Raw genomic sequence first — 17930 nt, 5'->3', positions numbered from 1 at the left:
TGGAGCTTGTCGTAAACCTCGGGCAGACCTCCGTGGTTATTCGCCTGGGCGCCATCGAGGAGGTAGCACTCAGCAGCAACGCTTGCGGCTTCTTTCTCATTCGCCGACGCCTCGCCGGCCCTATGGAACGGAGCCGCACCGTCCCTAGCCCTGCACCTGCCGGTCCGGTCGCCCGTCGTCCCACTGGTTCCACTGGCGCGAGCGGGGCAGGACGCCGGTGGCGCCGACTAGAGACCTTCAGCTTGTTTTGCGATACAAGGGATGCCGCCATAGGCGCTCCGAACGTCACCAAGATAAGTCTACGCTGCGATGAATGCCTGGCCGCCTCACCCGCAACCCAAACATGCTTGTTGACACGTAACGTGGGCAGCACGTCGTGATTTTTTCTCTAACCAACTCAACCGGTCGCCACCCGCTGACTGGGTTCAGCCTGCTGCTACTTGGACACGGATTTGCTCTCGGCCATGAGTTTGTCGATGTGGTCAAGGACGCATGGCACCGCATCCTGTCGGTTCCGCCGTTCAACGACGTGCTGACCCTCGAGCCGGCGAAGCGGACAATTTCGGTGTATGCGGACCAGCAGGCTGGCGATCTCGGTCTGGAACAGTTCGGCGCCCACCTTGAGATAGTCGAGGCCAAACAGGACAATCTCCGCAACTATCTGGCCACGACGAGCCTGCGGGTACTCGGGGAGGGTAGTGTCACCGAAGAGTCGGCCATACGCGTATGGCCCGAGCAGGGTCGGCAAGGCCGAGTTGGCTCCCTGGTCGCCGTACTTGTCAAGGGCGACCAGCCGGCCGAGCTGTACCAGCTGACGTCGACGCCGCGGTACCCGGTGCCACTCGTCGCCGTGGTCGTCGCCGGCGAGCATTGGGGCAAGGTGCTCGTCCGCGGGGTCGCCCAGACGTTCGCCCAACTGTCCGACGAATTCGAACTGCCTGGGCTGGAATTTCGCCGTGCTCCACTGACCCTGGTGGAACCGCGGCCGAACATCCTCGTACTGACCGAGTCACAGCGCGCGGAGTTGGCCGCCGGCGGGCGGGCGCAAGAGGTCATCGGCTTCCCACCCGGTTGGGGCATCGACCGCAAAACCACGCTCACGTTTCACCCCCACCAGGGCGAGGAGCCGGACGAGAGCACTATCAGAAAAGCGACTGGACGAACCCAGCTAGTGGAAGGCGGCGCCGGTTACCGATTCGGCGTATTGCGAGGTGACTTCGACTGCTTGATGCGCCGGCAGCCCAACTCAACGGCACTACCCATCCAGGCCCCTGGCGTGGAATTCTGCCGACCATGTTGGGCCGCTCTACGCGAGCAGCTCAACAGTTGGCGGGACACAAACCTCGGCCGCCGCCCGCGGATCTTGATCGACTCGCAGCGGCCGATCTGCGACACCGTAGGGTGGAAAACGGGAGAGTCCAAGCCTGCGACCGATCCGTTCGACCTCGAGGTCGGCACACAGCCAGCGTGGGCCTGCAGCGTCGAACCTGGGCCCGCGCAGGGGTTGCGACTGGTCAACGTACGACTCAAGAACCGGCCCGGCGACCCGTTTTCGCAGGTCGAGGAGATCTTCAGCCGGATTGAGTTCAGCGCGCCGCGGGTGAAGTTCGCCGGGGAACAGGAACAAGTGTTGCCCTTCGCCCAGGCCTTTGCCAATACAGCCGAGGCACCAGAACTACAGGTGCTGACTGACGCCACTAGCAACAGCACGACGGGCGGGTTCCTCGGTGCAGTGCGACTCGCCCTAACCTGGCGGATTCCTGGACATTGGAGCGTCGAGGCGGTGCTGAGCGTCACCTTTAAGGACAAGAACAACGACTTCGACCCTGGCGGAGCCGCCATCGGAAACAAGTTGTATCCGCAGATGTCGATCCGCTACCGGCGTCCGCCCAAATCCGAGACGGGACGGCTGTCCAAGATCGACTGGCTGGCTGGGTCTATCAGGTTGCACCCCAGCAACGTGTTCCCGACCGACCTGCCGGTCCATGCCGATCTGCACCACTTCCTCACGGGGACGCAGCAGATAACGCTGACAACGGACAGCAATTCCAGCGACGACGACAGCACCTATAAGTGGGATCGAGAGGACGTATCAGAAGTCTTCATTCAATGTAGCGGCGAGGCGGTCCCCGAGTGGGGGCTGTGGGGAGCCGAGTGGGAGAGCGGCCGACTTCTAGCCACCGTCCTGGACCCCTCTCTCGGCAATTTTCTTCCTGATCGGCTTGCCCTGAAATTCGCCGGCGCGGTCGCTCGGCGGGGGCACCTGACTCGGAACCTGCCAGGTTTGCCTCATTGGTCATGGCTATTCGATTACGTGACCCCACTGTCGAGCGGCAGTCGGCGATTCGTCGCTGTTTATCGTCGCGGCGAGCTAACCGGCGCCAACCTCGATGGCGGCCTCGACCGCGAGATCAAGGTGCGGTGGCCGGCCGGGGACGAGGAGTACACCATGACGGTCGAAAAATGGGGTCGGCAGGGCGCATACGATAATCTGCATGTCCATCCCGGCATGGGTCTGCACGGTGGGCGGGAGGTTGTACCGGCGCCCTTCTGCGCAGACCTATGCACCCATCTGCACTGGCGCTGGGGCGCGGTCACCCAGTCCGGACAGCTGCCCGCGACGCCGGGGGCGCTCGACCGGCCCCAGTTTCTCGGTTGGGGCAGGACGGGCCGGCTCGACCAGGGCGCACATACCACGCTCGGCGCGCCGCTCGTGCCGCCCAACCAGCACGTCGAGGTAGCCCTAGACCTGGGTGCGCGGTCGGTCAGCTATGAGGTGAGGGCTCATGACCCCGACTTCGACGCGTACCAGGTGATCCTCGAGCAGGGCACCGGGGTGCTCTACACCTACGGCGGTATGCAGGTGGCTGACTTAGCCAATCTGGCCGGAGCGCTCGGGGTGTTCAATCCAATGCAGATCCAGGACCGCAAGAGCGAGCTGGCGCAGCTTGCGGCCACCGATCCTGCCCGGTTCGACCGGGTGATTCGGGTTATGTTCCACGAAATCTACGACCGAATCCGCTGGTACGACGTCTCTTTGCATGACGATGTGTCGGCCAACACCCAGCAGGTGCCAGACCAGCTCGGGGTGCAGCGATCACTGGAAGAACTCTGATGGCTGGCACAGATTTCGTGGTCAATCTCGCCCGCACGTTGCGCGAGGTGCTGCGGCCCCTCGAGGAGGCGGTGGCCACACCAGACACGTTCCGGCTACTCCTGCTTGACCACGGCTGGCGGGTAGCCGAGGACGCCGATGATCCGGTGCAGGTGTTCGTCGCGGCGCTCGGCTTCGAGCGGCGGCTCGCCGACCTCGTCGAGGCCTTGGACGGGCGCGTGGGCGTCAACGACCTGGCGATGGAGGACGCGCTCGATACGCTCGACGCCGCCATCGCCCTGTTCGCAGTACTGCATGATCTTACGACCGACCAGCCCACCGGCCCGACTCCACTGGACCGGCCGGAGTTCTGGCGGACCTTCCCGGTCGACCTTGCCGCAACTCTGTTCGCCAACCACCTTGAGCTGCACCATCCCGCGCTGTTCGCGTCCCTGCTCCTCGCCGGGGTCATCGAGCTGCAGCCCGTGGCCGCCGATAGGACGCCCGGCCGGATCGGGTATACCCGCATCGAACTGCGCTGGGAGCGCCTATCCCAGCTGATTGCGGATCCGGCGGTGCTGGCCGCCGAGGTGTACGGCTGGGGCGGGCCCCTGGACCACGAGAAACTGACCGCCCGGCTGGAGCGGGCTGCGCATGCTTTCGGCATACCCGCCAGCCGCCGCATGGCACACCATCCGCTGATGATGACCTATTTCGCGGCCGACAATCCCGCGCTGGACCGACTGCGCGAGGTCCAGGTCCCGCTAGTCAGCTGGCGTGAGGTGGACGGGGCCCACGTCGAGCTAGGCCTGTCCTTGTTGCCTATCCCACCCGCTGACCAACCTCGGCTAGCGCCGAATGGACTCCTGGTTAGCCTGTACGCCGAAGGCGACTTCGGCACCACCATTCCGGCCGGCGGTCTCTTCGAACTGGAGTTGGCCGGCGGACTTGCCGCCGACAGCGCGGTGGGCGTAGAGCTGCGGCCTGGCTCGGTTACTCCGCGGCTGGCGGGCGCACCGGCGGTCCTCGACGCCGGCGCAATCCTGCGTGGTGCTCCACTAAAGCCGTGGCTCCTCGTTGGCGGCCGAGACACCAGCCGGGTCGAAGTTGCCGATGTCGCCTTCGGCTTGCAGCTTCAAGGCTCAGCCACGGCGCCGGACCTGCGGGTGGTCCTTGGCACCACGGTCCTGCGTGCGGTCCTCGATCTCGCCGGTGACGACGACTTCCTCAGCCTGCTGCTGGAGGGGAAGGCGCCCAGCCTGACAGTCGGGCTAACCCTGGTGTGGTCCTCCCGGCACGGCCTGATCCTTCAGGGAAGCGGCTCGCTGGCGGTCGCAATAGCGACGAGCATTCAACTCGGCCGTGTCAAGATCACCCAGCTGGAGTTCGAAGCCGTGACCTCCGGGTCAGGCCTCGCCGTGGGCGCCTCGGCGCGGATCGAGGCTGAGCTCGGGCCAGTACTTCTCAGCATCGACGGAGCCGGGGTCGAGCTGGGCTTCCAACCGCTGAACGGTGGCCCGCCCGGCGCATTCGGCGATCTCGACCTGTCCCTGGGCTCTCGGCCGCCGAGAGGCGCGGGAATGGTCGTGGCCGCCGGTCCGGTTTCCGGCGGTGGGTTCGTTGGCTACGACGAGGGCAGCGGCCGCTATTCCGGCGCGCTCGCGTTGCGGTTGCAGCAGGTCAGCGTACGGGCGGTCGGGGTGCTCGACACCAGGTTGCCTGGCGGGCAGCCGGGGTTCTCGCTGCTCGTGATGCTGTCGGCGCGTTTCTTTCCCGGGATCCAACTCGGCTTCGGCGTCACGCTGATCAAGGTTGGCGGGCTCGTCGGGGTCAACCGCCGGATCGACGTGGACGCGTTGCATGAGCGGTACGCGAGCGGCACGGCCAGACGTCTGCTGTCATCCGAGGATCCGCTGCGTGACCTGCCAGCGGCGCTCACCGAGCTGGACGCGGTGTTCCCCCCGGCTGAGAGGGTGTGTGTAGTCGGCCCGACGCTGCAGTTGCAGTGGGCCAAGATCGTGACGCTGGACGTCGGGGTGTTCTTGGAGTTCCCCGGGCCGACGCGGGCGGTGGTGCTCGGCACGGCTCAGGCCAGTGTTGAGAACCCGCTGGCGGAGGGGCCGCTGCTGCGGCTGCGGTGTGACTTTGTCGGCGTGTTGGATCTGGTGCACAGCACGTTCGCGTTCGACGCGGTGCTGGTCAACTCGCGGCTGCTGGAGACCTTCCCGGTCACCGGCGGGCTGATGCTGCGTGCCAGTTGGGGTGCCGAGCCGTACACGTTGTTCAGTGCCGGCGGCTTCCATCCCGAGTTCGCGCCCGGATCGCTCGTAGTGCCGCGAACCTTGACGCGGCTGGCCTTATCGTCCGGATCTGCCGACAGTGCCCTGCGTCTGCGTCTGGAGGGGTACTTCGCGATCACGCCGAACACGGTGCAGTTCGGCGCGTCCGCGGAGGTTGTCGCCCAACTCAAGGGGGACTTGCGGGTACGCGGATTCTTCCAGTTCGACGCGCTGATCCGGCTCGAGCCGTTCCACTTCGAGGCCCCCTTCAGCGTCGGCATGCAGGTGCAGTGGCGGGGCCGGACCTTCGCCGGGATCACGGTCAGTGGAACCCTGTCGGGGCCCGGGCCGGTCCGGTTCACCGCCAGGGCGTGCATCGAAGTGATGTGGATCGACATCTGCGCCAGCAAGACTTTCGAACTGGGCAGCGACGCACCGCCGACCGTCAGCCCGGTCTCCAGCGCGCTGGATGTGCTGGCGGCCGAGTTGCGCGACCCGGCGAATCTTCGGGCGACTGGCGAGGACGTGAGGGTGTCTCTGCGCCCGCTGCCCTCCTCCCCGAGGCCGGTGCTGCCGCCGACCGGCATCGTGTGGGAACAGACCCGCGCGCCGCTGGGGCTGCTGCTGGAACGGTTCGAGGGGTCGCCTCTGCGGCGTGTCGAGACCATCACCGCCAGCGGTGCCGAGGTGTCGGGCGAGGAGCTGGACTGGTTCGCCCCGGGCAGTTTCACGGAGCTGACCGAGGCGGAGGCGCTGACCCGCCGATCGTTCGAGCGTCTGCCGTCGGGGGTGCGGCTGGGGACGGGCCCGGACGCGGTGTCTATTGAGATATCGCACCCGGTGGAGGTGGAGGAGATTCGGCTGCCGGCGCCAGAACCGCCCCGGAGGCGCGCTGAACCTCTGGAGGCGCCGCGGTGGCTGGTGGAGGCCGCTCTGGTACGGGAAGGCCGTCTCGATGGGGGGCGCCGTGCGCCGGAGATCGAGATTCGACCGGAGCTGTGGCAGGTGCTGGACCTCGCCGGTCAGCCACTGGCTGCCGCCACGGGAGAGGCCCAGGCGCACCAGCTCGCCCGGGCCGCGCGCAACGCCGTCGCCGTGCCAGTCGGAGACCTCCTCACCCTTACTGACCTGTGAGGAAACGATGGTTACCCAAGTCATCTTTCGGGGCTGGCGGCGAGCAGCCGTCGGCGCACTCGTCGACGGCGTCGAGAAGGCCCGGCCACGGGCCAGGACGACGGTACAGCTCACGGGCACCGACCCGACTGGTGGCGTCACAGGCAGCAAGACCGCCCAGCTCACGGTGCTGCTCGCCGGCCCGGGCGACGTCGACGGGCTGCACCGCGGCGCGATCACCGGCCGTTTCCCGTCACCCGGCGCGATCGACGCCGAGACCACCATGTGCCCGTACGTGGAGTTCGCCGACCCGACGCTGCCCTGGCGGTACACGCCGCAGCGGACCCCCGCCGCGACCGAGCGCCGGCTGCGTCCGTGGCTGGCGCTGCTGGTCGGGACAGACGAGGAGATCGAGGTCGCCGGCGACACGGTGACGCTGGCCAAGTCGATGCTGCGCGACTATCCGCTCAGAAAGTCGCCGACCTGGGCGCACGTGCAGGAAGTGGGTGACCACACGCTGGCTCGGCTGCTGTCCCGCCGCGGCCCGCTCGCGTCCGGCGCCCGGCACACCGCGGTACTGGTACCCATGTTCGTCGTCGTGGACGGCGAACTGCGCAACGCGTGGAGCACAGACCAGGCCGGCCCGGTCACCCTCCCGGTCTATGCAACCTGGCAGTTCCGGACCGGACCCGGAGGTGACTTCCGCACCCTCGCCGACCGGCTCGGATCCCTCGCCGACAAGCGGCAGCCGGGCGACCCGGACCCCTCCATCGGTCGGACGCAGCTGATTTACGAGCGGCTGAAGGACGTGCCGCCGATGACGCTCGCCGGGGCGCTGACCGCGATCGGCGCGCCTCCTGACGACCCGCTGCCCGACAAGGTGTTCAAGGATCTCGCACTGCTGCGGACGCCGGAAAAGGACAAGACCGGCCGGCCGATCGTCGGGCTGCCCCACTACGGCAGCGCCTGGCACGACGACGCGGACCAGGCGGCCTGGGGTGCGGCGCTCAACGGCGACCCGCGGCACCGTGGGGTGGCCGGACTCGGATTGCGACTGGCCGTCGAGTTTCAGGAGGAGCTGGCCGAGCAGGCGGCCGAGCAGGCTGGTGCGCTCGAGGTGACGGCGGAACGGGTGCGGCACCTCAACCTGGGACTCGCCGCGTCCGAGGCGCTGTGGCGGCGCCGGTTCCCGGCCGATCCCCAGCGACGGATGTGGCTGCTCGGGCCCGCCCTGCCGCGTGTGGTGACCGCCGCCGGCCCGGTCGACGCACTCGCCACCGCCGACGACCGGCCCTTGCCGCGGGGCTGGTTCTCCCCCGCCATGCGCCGCGTGCTGCGCTTCGGCCCGGCGCGAACCGCGCTGACGGAACCGGTGGCCGCAGACCCAGCAGAGCTGACCCCAGCCGCCAACCGGCCGCCCCCGCCGGTACCCCTCGTCGAGGCCGGCCTACCACCCTTCGCCGCTATCGCTATCGACGCCGACGAATTTGAAGAGCAGCGTCTCACCCGCGCCACCCGCAAGAGCCCCCACCCGCTCGCAGACCACATGCTCCCCGCCACGCTCTCAGCACTCAGCAAGGACCGCTTTCCTACCCACGAAAGCGACCTTGACGAGGTGCAACGCCGTACCGACCGCCAGATGGGTGAAGCGCTGCTCCCGCGAATGCCGTGGATACCGTTGACCCTTTTGCTCGCCGCTCTCGGGGAGAGCGAGGACGACCCGAAGTTCGACGCGGCGACTGCCAAGCCGCTGCTCGAGGCGCTCAAGAACCGGTTTGACGACCTCATCGACGATCCCGAGGACCTGCAGAAACTGCTCGACGATCTCGGCGACAAGCCCGAGCCGCCGCCGCTATCGCGGCCGATAGCGCTCGACCGGTTCGCGGCCGAGCTCGCCGACGCGTTCGACCCGAACAGGGCGGAGGCGCCGGCCCGGCGCCGAGTCCTGGGCACCATCAGCGGTCTGACGGTGACTCGACCACCAGACCAACCACCGGAGCCGCCGGAGCCGTGCCCCGGCCTGAACGTGCCGGTGTGGCTCAAGCTCGCCGAGATGGCCCCGGATTGGTTGCTACCCGGGGTGGGCCAGCTGCCCGAGGACTGCGTGGTCCCGGTCGGCAGCAACCCAGTCTTCGTCGACGCCTTCCTCGCCGGGTTGAACACCCGGCTGTTGGAGGAGCTTCGCTGGCGCAACTTCCGCGTCGCCAGTGGCTGCACGCCCGTGCGCACCTTCTGGTTCCGGGCCGACAACACCAGCGGGGATCGGGCCGGCGACATCGTCGGCATCCAGCGCTGGACACCCACCAGCGGGCTCGGCGACGTGCAGCACCGGCCGGGCGACGTGCAGCACCGGCCGGCCGGGTTGACCGGAGGCGACCTGGTGCTGGTGTTCCGTGGCCAGCTGTTCCACCGATACCCGAACACCATGCTGTATCTGGTTTCGGCCCTCCAGGGCGGCCAACTCGACTTCTCGGTGCCCCCGGCAGGCGACGCGCGCCGCATACTGCCGACGTTTCAGGGCCGTATCGGCGGGGACGTCACCTTCTTCGGCTTCCTCGGCGTGCCGCCGGAGGACGTGCTCGGCCGGTGGGTGGCGTTGGAGGAGCCGCCGTCTGGGTTCCGGTTCCGCAACGACGTGCCGGAAGCCGGGGAAGCCGACACGTTTCGTGACGGTGCCGAGTTCGCCGACCGCGCCTTCGACGACCCGGTGCGCGTGCTGATCCGAGGCGATCACTTGGTCCCCGGGGGCGGGCCGTGACGACCGCCGTGCTGTTGCCGCTGCGCCTGGAGACCCGCTTCGACGGCAACAAGCTGCGGCTGCGGGTGATTCCGGACGAACCCTGGTTCGACCGGCATGACCCGCTGCCGTCCGCGGCCGAGCTGAGGAGCCTGGAGCGGTTTCTCGCGGTCGCCGGTGACGACCACAAGCGTCCCGAAGCACGGGGCGCGTGGCGTGTCTTCGCCGCCGAGCACGGGCCGGGCCGGGCGGCCTGGCTGGTGCGGACGTTCCCGCCGGACCCCGGTCTGGGCTCCGGGCGCGTCGCTCGGCCGGACCGGCTGCGCGAGGACTCCCTTTTTACCGAGCTGGTCGACTTCCCCGACCAGCTGCAGGTGTGGCTCGCCCGAGGCGGCGAGCGCCCGGCGCACGCGACAACGCTGCTCCTGGTCGACCCCAGCAAGCGCCGCATGGATCCGGGTGACCCGGACGACCCGGAGGAGCGGCGGTGGTGGGAGTCCTGGGACGTCGCGGTCGAGGCCGGCCTGGCCACAGAGATCGACCTGGGCGAGCGCACCGACGACATCGACGCGCTCTACGTGGTCGGGCTGGGCTCGATGACACCGGCGACGCTGTTCGCCCGGCACCGCGACGCCGGCCGGCTCGGTCTGCTGGCGCCCGGTACTCCCACCAACACCGTCAACGGCGCGGCGGCCGCCGATCTGGGCCAGGACCCGATGCCGTGGCTGGAGCTGCTGCACCGCTCCGCGGTTCCCCGCGAGCGGCAAATCAGCCTGGCGCTCACCGGAGATCGGGAGTTGCTCGGCCCGCTGCCCGGTGACCCCCGGCCGCACCAGACCCGGGCCCGGCTGCTGCTGACCGGCCTGTGGCCGGCACTGTGTGGGCACACCCTCACCGACGTGCTCGGCCTGGGCCAGGCCGTCGACCGCGTCGCGGCGTGGGCCGCGAACAACGTCGACCCGCTGGGGCCGTACCCCACGCTGCGTGTCGGTAGCCAGCCATACGGGCTGCTTCCGGCGACCTCAGTGGCCGACTGGGTGCCGGCCGAGGACGACCCGCCGGCCGAGGACATGCTGCGCGGGCCGCTGGTCACGCTGCGGGCGCGGTGGGCCGAGGCCGCCCGGTCCTCCGGGCGCGGCACCGTGCACGGAGCCAGCGCCGAGCACCTGCTCGAGCTGCTCGCCCGGCCACCGGCCTCTCCCGGGTATGCGCTGCGGCGGATGCATCCGACGGAGTTGTGGTTCACCGGGCTGTTGGGCACCAACCATGCGATCACCTGGCCGGGGCTAATCGCCGAGTGGGAGCGGACCTATCCGCTCGTCGCCGAGCTCGGCATCCGACCCCGACGGCGGTACTCCGCCCGCGGAACACATCACTCGCTGCAACTTCCCCTCGTGACGCCCATCGGGTTATCGGAGGGGGAGATCGCGGGTGGCCTGCTCGGTAGCCTGGTCCGCCTCGCGGGCCAGACGCCCACGGCGTTCGCCTCCACCCGCACGGTGACGGAGGCGGTGGGGCAGCGGCTCAGCAGCCTGCTGCTACGGCTGGCCGTCTACTCCCTGCAGGTCGCCCTCGGTGACATCGGCCGCCACAAGCTCGGCGTCCCGGCGGGCACGCTGGATCCGGTCGCGGCGCGGCCCGACGTCCCGCAGGTGCTGTCCGAATGGATCCGCGCCGTCACCCCCGATGACCTCGCTGCCGACACCGAGCCGGCCATCGCGCTGCGCCGCCTCACTGATGCCTTGGAGACGCTCGGGGAGGTCCCGGACACCGATCTCGAGCGGGTGCTGCCGGCCACGATTGATTGCGCCAGCCACCGGATCGATCCCTGGGTGGTCGGCATCGCCCGCCGCCGCCTACAGAGCCTGTCGTCTCGACCGCCCCGCCTCGGCGGCTACGGCTGGGTCGACCGCCCGCGGCCCGGGCGGCCGGGGCCGACCGCGGGAGGGCTCCTGCCCGCTCCGTCCCACCCGCAGGCGCTGACCGCCGCGTTGATCCGCGACCGCGCCATCAACGACCCCGAACCCGGCCGCTGGCACATGGACGTGACCTCCGACCGGGTGCGGCGCGCCGCCCGGCTCGCCGACGAGGTCCGCGGCGGCGCCCATCCGGCTGAGGTGCTCGGCCGGGAGGTGGAGCGGGCGGTCGGCGACCCGATCACGATCGAGACGTTGCGCGACCTCTTTCCGATCCGAGACGAGCACCGCGGTCGGCGGGTCTGTGACGGCCAACGCGTCCTGGCCGCGAATCTGGCCCCGCTCCGGTTGCCCGTCGACGTCCTCGACGAGCTGGCACGGCTGCGCGAGGCCGTCGAGGTCTACGCCGACCTGCTGGTCGCCGAGGCCGTCCACCACGTGGTAGACGGCCGCGCCGCGCTGGCCGGCGCGGCCCTGGACGCCGCGGCCGGGCTGGCCCGGCCACCGGTCCTCGACGTGCTGCAGACCCGCCGGGACGGCCGCGCGGTCCAGACCACCTGCCTGACTGCCCTCCCCGACGTCACTGCGCCATCGCTGCCCGACGATCCCCTCGCCCTGGCGGAAACCCGGCCCGCGCGGGTCGGCGACCCGGCCACCGCCGCGCTCCTGATCGCGCGGCTCGGCCCGGCGAGCCAGTGGCGATGGCAGCTCAGCTTGCCCGACGGTACGACGGCGACCATCCGGCTGGCCGACCTCGGCCTGGAACCGGCCGACGCGCTCGCCCTCCCACTTGGCACGCTGGAACGGCTGCTCACCGAGACAGCGTCCGGCTCCGGCACCACGGTCACCGACCGAGACGGCGGCATCCGCTACGAGCGCGCCGTCCGTCTGGTCGCCCTGCTCGGCCGTATCCCCGCCGTGGCCGAAGACACCACCGAGACCCCCACCGCCATCCCCGCTGATGCAACGGGAGCCGAAGTTGCTGAGCTTCGGGAACGCCTGGGGAAACTGCGGGCGATCGCGCACGCACTGACCGACCGGCTCACCGCGGCATCCGGCGCCGGCGCCGACGAACGGCGAGCAGTCCTGCGGCTGGCCACCGGCTGGGGCATCGCCCCCGAGCCGGACCCAGCAGCGGTCGATCCGCTCGCCGACCAGATCCACCGGGCCCATCGCCAGCTACAGGAGCGCCTCGCCGCGGCACCCGACGACGCCGCGGCCGAGGCGCTGGACCCGGCCGGGCTCGCCGCGGCCATCGCCGCGCTGTCCTCGCCCACCGGCCAGATCGCCATCCTCGGACGACTCCGCCGCGACGCCCTGCCGCCCCTGCACGACGTCGCTGCTGTCGACAGCGACGGCGGCGGCCTGAACACCGCGTGGTTGTCCCACGTCGCGCCGGTACGGCCACCGCTGGCCCGGCTGGAGGCGTTCCAGCTGGCCGCCGGCACCCCGGCCGGCAGCGGACCGCCCTGGACACCCTGGACGAACCGCCCCGCCGACCCGTGGCAGACCGACCCCGAGGACAACCGCCGCCTCGTGGTCGCCTACGCGCCGCCCGATGTGAACCTAGCGGAGGCGGCGCCCGACCGGATCCTCGCCGTCGGGCTGCTCGACCGCTTCGCCGAGACCATTCCCAGCGCCGAACACACCGCCACCGCGGCGTTCGGCTTCGACGCCCCAGGGGCGCGGGCCCCGCAGGCCATCCTGCTGGCCGTCCCACCCGACCCCGACCGCCCGCTGGACGAGGCCACGCTGGTCAGCATCGTCGCCGAGACCCGTGAACTGGCTCACGCCCGGATGGCGACTCCAGCCGACCTCGACGAGATCGCCGGGGTCGCCCCGCTGCCGCTGCTGCCGGCCACCGGGGACACCTCCAGCGGTTTGGAGATCTGATGCCCTACCGCTACGACCTCGTGTTTCGGCTCGAGCCAACCCACCACTACGCCGACCTCAGCCGCGGCCTGGCCGCAGAGGTCGCCGACCCGGTCTGGTTCCTCGGCCGGCAATGGCAACTCGGCGAACACCACGGCGAGGACGCCGCCTCACCGGTCCGGGTTGAGTACCAGGCCAGCCGGGTGGCGATCAAGCCCGGCGCGCCCAACCCGCACCAGGACCCGCGGGTTGTGCCCGCGGAGGCCATCATCGAGTCCGAGCCGGACGACTTCTGGACCGTGGGACGCCGCATCACCCTCGGCCGCGCCGTCGCGCGCGCCGCCACCGACGCCGGCCACTCCCTACCCGAAGACGCCAAGTACCGGCTCAAGAACCTGCCGGTCCCCTACGACGTCCTCAACGGCACCGGCCTCGACGGGCGATTGCTGTTTAAGGATCGCGGTCCGCTGGAACTGCTGGACGAGTGGTTCCCCGAGCGCCCGCCTCGACCGGCACCCCGCGATCTGTGGAACTCCGCCGAACTCGCCTACGACGCCGACTTCCGCGCCGGCCCCACCACTCTCACCCTGCGCCGGCACGACGGAGGCAGCCTGGACTGGTGGTCGGTCGACGCCAGCGCCCCCATACCCGAACCGGATCCGCTACCCCGCGCGACCAAAGTCCTCGCAACCAGGATCCAGTACCCGGGCGCGCCCCACCCGCGCTGGTGGCAGATCGAGGACACCCGCACCGACCTCGGCGCCTACGCCCCCGACCGCGGCCACCTCGCCACCGTGCTGCTGCTCGATCTCGTCAGCTCACACTCCGACGACTGGTTCACCTTCCCCATCCCAGTCGAGGCCGGGCACATACTCACCCTGCACCACGTCACCGTCATCGACGCCTTCGACCAGCCGTGGACCCTCCAGCCTCCCGACGACGGCTGGACCCTCTTCGCCGTCACCGGGCTGAACCCACGGTCCTTGGTCCTCTGGCCGGCCGTCCCGACCGCACTTGCCGGGCCGGTCACGGACCAGGTCGACTTCGGCGTCGACGAGGACGCGAACCTCGTATGGGCGGTAGAGCGGCGGATCGCCGGACGCGACCAACCCACCCTCGGTCCAGGATCCGACGACCAGCCCGATGTGGTCGCGCAGGAAGCCGACGCGACCGTTCAGCCCCGCTACGCCTACCGCGCCAGCAGCGAGGTGCCACCGCACTGGCACCCGTACTTACTCGAGGGGGGCGACGGGCAACCCCGACGATTGGTGCAGGGCCGACTGGCAGACCTGAGCAAGAGGCCTGCCGACCCCATGCCACTGCCGGAAACCACTCTGCTGCAGCCGAACCCCAGGAACCAGGAGTCGAAATCTATTCATCGAATCGAACCGGCCGCCATCCCGATCGACGGCCTCCAGCTCGAGCGTCGCCACATGCTCGGGCGCCGCACGGATGGGCGGCCAGTCCTATGGAAACAGCGGCGCCGCGTGCCACTCGCAGTATCCCCCACCATGCGGCTGCAATTTGACGTCCTGATCCAGCAGTGAGCACAAAGGGACGTACGACGTAGTCAGTCTCTGGTTCAGGTGGCAGAGCGAGTGAGCCATTCCCAGTAACAACTCGGCCCGGTCTATGATCATGTGGATCGGCCGTGCTGGTGATGAAGGAGCACGAGGGCGGCGGCGGTGATCGCGCCGATCCGCCACGGGCAGAGGCTGACCCGCCGCAGTGCCTTAAGGTGGTCTTGAGCAGCGAGTTGCCGCGTTCGGCGGCGGCGCGGGTGGCCGTGTGCAGCAGGTTGACGGTGCGCTGGTCGTCGGTCAGCGGCGCGTCGGAGGTCTTCTTGATCGGTGTGGTCAGCGCGGCCCGCTCGCCCTCGTAGCCGAGATCGGCCAGGGCGGCGTGCTGGTCGTCGGTCCACTCGGCCAGCAGCGGCAGTGCCTCGGGATGGGTGCGCAGGCGGTGGTGTCGTGCTCGCGGCCGGGCCGGACGTCCGAGGTCCAGAGCGGCCAGCCGTCGGGCGTGGCGATGACCTGGACGTTGCCGCCGTGGGCGGCGTGCTTGCCCGACCACCACAGGTCGACCTGGCGGCCGGGCCGGGCGGTCCGGGGGGTCGGGCCGGGAACGTGGCAGCGGTCGGTGCGGACCAGGGTGCCGTCCACCGTCACGTAGGCATGGCCGGCGGCGCGGGCGGCCTACGGCTTCCGCAACCTGGACAAGCAGCGCCGCGAGTACGGTTCGCCTGCACCCGGTCCAATCGCCGGGTCACCGCCTGCTGAGGTGTCACTTCCCCAAGTCCGAAGAGCCGGGATCAGATAGTCCCCTGCGCGATACCCGCCGGGCTCCAGGTCGAATAACGTCCCGCCGCAGCCGTGGACTAGATCATGCAGGTGCTGCAGCACCGCCGTGTCGGCGTTGACCTGGTGGGCGTATACCTTGTGTTCGGGGGCGTAGCTGACCTTAATCGTCGTGACGGCGATGACCGCCTCAATCGTCGACGGTGGTAGCGGCACCTTCCGGATTCATCCAACTCGAACGGCCGACGGGGGACCCCATGCACCGCCGACCATGCCTGGCTATCACCGCCCTGTCCGTGCTACTCGCCGGCTGCGGCTCCTCGGGCGCTGCGGACATCCCGGCTTCCAGGACCGGGACAGTGAGCGCGGACGATGTCCGCCCGGGGATCTCCGCCGAGGACTGCGACAACCCGGATGCCGCCCTCATCCAGGCGGAGTGGAAACAGTTTTGCGCTGACCCGGCGCCTGAGTCCGACGAGGGGAGCGAGATCTCCTCGCTCAAGCTGACCAACGGTGAGCCGGCGACCTTCGCTGGCGGCGAGGTCGTCACGGTCACCGTCGAGCCCTGGACCCCACCGAGCAAACTCGGCGGCTAGCCAACTCCACCGGACGCGCTTGACGACAGCTACGCGAAGATCGCGACTGAGGTCGAGGACCGGCGCGCGGTACCCATCGAAATCTCGACCATGGTCATCGGCGGCAAGTACACCTCCGTCCGGCCAGTCGTGGGACTGGTCGCTGGGCTGGGAAACCCGCACCGCCGAAGGCCCGATCCAGCCCGGCAGGCGGGTTTGCACGAGGAAATCTACATGGCGCCCGAGGACGATCCCGGCAAAGAGATGTTCTCTACCGTGATCACTCCCCGCGTCGCGGCGAGGCTAAGCTCGACCGCAGCGACACGCCCGAGTCCTACGACCAGCACGTCGCACTCCCCTGACTGCTCCGCCAGCTGACCGCAAACATGACGAGGCGGCCCCCTTCCCGCCGCTCGTGACGCGGCCGATCGGCCAGTCGCGCGTCCTGGCACGCCTGCCAGCGCGGTCCTAGTTCGACGACCAGCTCGGCCAACACTTCCCGGGACAGTCCCGTCACCCGGCGATCGGCGACCGCGGCGGCACGAGCCAGCGTCCTGGACACGCCACGACCCTGCTCCGTCCTTGATGAGTGAGCCGCCCCGCTAACCATGCACACGAAGTCATTAGCCGGGGCAGGCACCGGGCGGGTCGGGCCGATCACTCGCAGGTGGTCGGGCTTGTCGAGGGGAGATATTCAAAGCGGATGGAGTCGCTCTCGTGGACAACTATGATTGGGTCGCGGCCGCGTTGCCAGTATTCCGGTAGTAGGAAGTGGCGACTACCGGACCGGATGAGGTAACGCAAGCCGCTGTAGCAGTGACGATAAGCGGAATCCTCGCTTTCGACGTCCTGCGCTGTTAGCCCGGTTCCACGCAGGTGTAGCTCCTGCTCACTTAGGAGCACTACGCCCGGGCGCGCGTCGAGGTCGCGCTCGATCGCGGTCGCGCTTTGAAGGCCGCGGTAGCTGGCATAGCTGGACACCAGCCAAATAGTCAATAGCAGGAGCACTCCTGCTAGAACGAACCAAGCCGCTCTAGGAATGGAGTAGGTCTCTCGTTTCGCTGGTGATAAAGCTTGACCCAGCACCACGGCGCCGTAGGCGATCATAGTTGTGCTGCCGAGCAGGTCGGCGGGAACGACCGGCCACGCCGTCCGGAAGGTCACTAAGCGGACGATGGCAGCTAGGCCGACGAGCATGCCGAGCAGGCCAAATATTACGAGGCCAAGGCCTAGCGCTTTGGCATGCATTGAGTCGACGATTCGTCGATGCAGGAGAATGACTCCAAAGCCTAGGACGCCGGCCGCGAGGAGAGGGAAGTATGTCGACCGGACACTTCGAAGCAAGTGGTCCTGAAATGATAGATCTAGTAAGCCGATCTCGATACCAAAGTATCGGTAGGTTGCCGCCGCCCTGCTCCACCCGAAGTAGTACAACAGTGCGCCGAAGAGGGTGGCCGCTCCGGCGATATTGGCAACCAGCTCAATGTAGTGCTGGGCCGAGGGCGTGGTTCCCGGCTGAGCAGTCGGCTCAGTTGCGACCTCGACACGACGTCCCCTCGGCGGAACCCGGCGCTGGCCTGTTTGGCGAGTGCGGGCTCGGGTTAAGCCGCGTCGCACGCTGACTCGAGAGCCGCTCGAGCGTCCGCAAGCTCGCCGAGGCTTACTGGGTCGCCTGCGATGAGTGCATCGTGTACCGCGCCCTGCTCCGCCCGCAATCGATCACTGGCGTCCAGGACGGGCCCAGGGGGCAGGTCCTCAAGCTGTTGCCCAATTTGAATGCGGGCGTCGTCAAACAGAGTGGCCACGTCCTCGCGTGCCTCTGATGTCTGCTCTTCTTCGGGGCGTCCGACAAGGTCATTAAATGCAACTACCGCGTCCTCGTCGGCGCGCAGAATAAAGAGACAGGCTGTGGCGACCTCGTCTTCAGATGTCTCCTCTGGCGGCCCATCGACCCCGCCGGCCTGGTTGTCCTGGTTGTCCTGGTTGTCCTGGTTGTCCTGGTTGTCCTGGTTGTCCTGGTTGTCCTGGTTGTCCTGGTTGTCCTGGT

Annotated in this window: 8 protein-coding genes and 1 pseudogene; 6 read left to right on the top strand and 3 right to left on the bottom strand. The window is 69.0% G+C overall.

The features are described 5' to 3' along the window. The first annotated feature begins 376 nt into the window (after window positions 1-376). The 5 genes from BM414_RS21600 to BM414_RS21580 are packed head-to-tail and all read left to right on the top strand — an operon-like array spanning window position 377 to window position 14558. On the top strand, window positions 377-3115 hold the full coding sequence (locus tag BM414_RS21600; RefSeq protein ID WP_139245978.1) for a hypothetical protein: 2739 nt from the start codon (window positions 377-379) through the stop codon (window positions 3113-3115). Beyond that, complete coding sequence (locus tag BM414_RS21595) at window positions 3115-6507, top strand: DUF6603 domain-containing protein (RefSeq protein ID WP_093582857.1); 3393 nt, start codon at window positions 3115-3117, stop codon at window positions 6505-6507. The genes BM414_RS21600 and BM414_RS21595 overlap by 1 nt, the downstream gene beginning before the upstream one ends. A gap of 7 nt (window positions 6508-6514) precedes the next feature. Then, on the top strand, window positions 6515-9244 hold the full coding sequence (locus BM414_RS21590; protein WP_093582855.1) for a hypothetical protein: 2730 nt from the start codon (window positions 6515-6517) through the stop codon (window positions 9242-9244). Continuing rightward, window positions 9241-13032 carry a hypothetical protein gene (locus BM414_RS21585; protein ID WP_093582853.1) on the top strand — a complete coding sequence of 1264 codons (3792 nt, stop codon included), beginning with the start codon at window positions 9241-9243 and terminating at the stop codon, window positions 13030-13032. Before BM414_RS21590 ends, BM414_RS21585 begins: the two co-directional genes overlap by 4 nt. Further along, complete coding sequence (locus BM414_RS21580; protein WP_093582851.1) at window positions 13032-14558, top strand: hypothetical protein; 1527 nt, start codon at window positions 13032-13034, stop codon at window positions 14556-14558. The genes BM414_RS21585 and BM414_RS21580 overlap by 1 nt, the downstream gene beginning before the upstream one ends. Window positions 14559-14647: 89 nt before the next feature. Here BM414_RS21580 and BM414_RS21575 read toward each other — a convergent pair. Continuing rightward, window positions 14648-15206, bottom strand: a pseudogene (locus BM414_RS21575) (transposase family protein); the annotation flags it as partial. Window positions 15207-15667: 461 nt separating this feature from the next. On the opposite strand from BM414_RS21575, the gene BM414_RS21570 reads away from it, so the two are divergent. Continuing rightward, complete coding sequence (locus BM414_RS21570) at window positions 15668-15904, top strand: hypothetical protein (protein WP_093582849.1); 237 nt, start codon at window positions 15668-15670, stop codon at window positions 15902-15904. Between the two features lie 636 nt (window positions 15905-16540). Here the strand turns inward: BM414_RS21570 and BM414_RS28615 are convergent. Continuing rightward, window positions 16541-17317: a hypothetical protein gene (locus BM414_RS28615; RefSeq protein ID WP_139245977.1), complete on the bottom strand. Its 777-nt coding sequence runs from the start codon at window positions 17315-17317 to the stop codon at window positions 16541-16543. Window positions 17318-17484: 167 nt separating this feature from the next. Next, window positions 17485-17930, bottom strand: a 446-nt coding sequence (locus tag BM414_RS30350; RefSeq protein ID WP_217644868.1) for a hypothetical protein, incomplete at its 5' end; no start/stop codon positions are given.

Origin of the sequence: Geodermatophilus amargosae, from assembly GCF_900116515.1 — a bacterium.
Taxonomy (GTDB): domain Bacteria; phylum Actinomycetota; class Actinomycetes; order Mycobacteriales; family Geodermatophilaceae; genus Geodermatophilus; species Geodermatophilus amargosae.
This window is presented reverse-complemented; position numbering and strand designations above follow the sequence as displayed.

Bases quoted from the DNA above. Each gene is read 5' to 3' on its own strand.
- BM414_RS21595 (WP_093582857.1), top strand. From the start codon at position 3,115: ATGGCTGGCACAGATTTCGTGGTCAATCTCGCCCGCACGTTGCGCGAG.
- BM414_RS21590 (WP_093582855.1), top strand. From the start codon at position 6,515: ATGGTTACCCAAGTCATCTTTCGGGGCTGGCGGCGAGCAGCCGTCGGC.
- BM414_RS21580 (WP_093582851.1), top strand. From the start codon at position 13,032: ATGCCCTACCGCTACGACCTCGTGTTTCGGCTCGAGCCAACCCACCAC.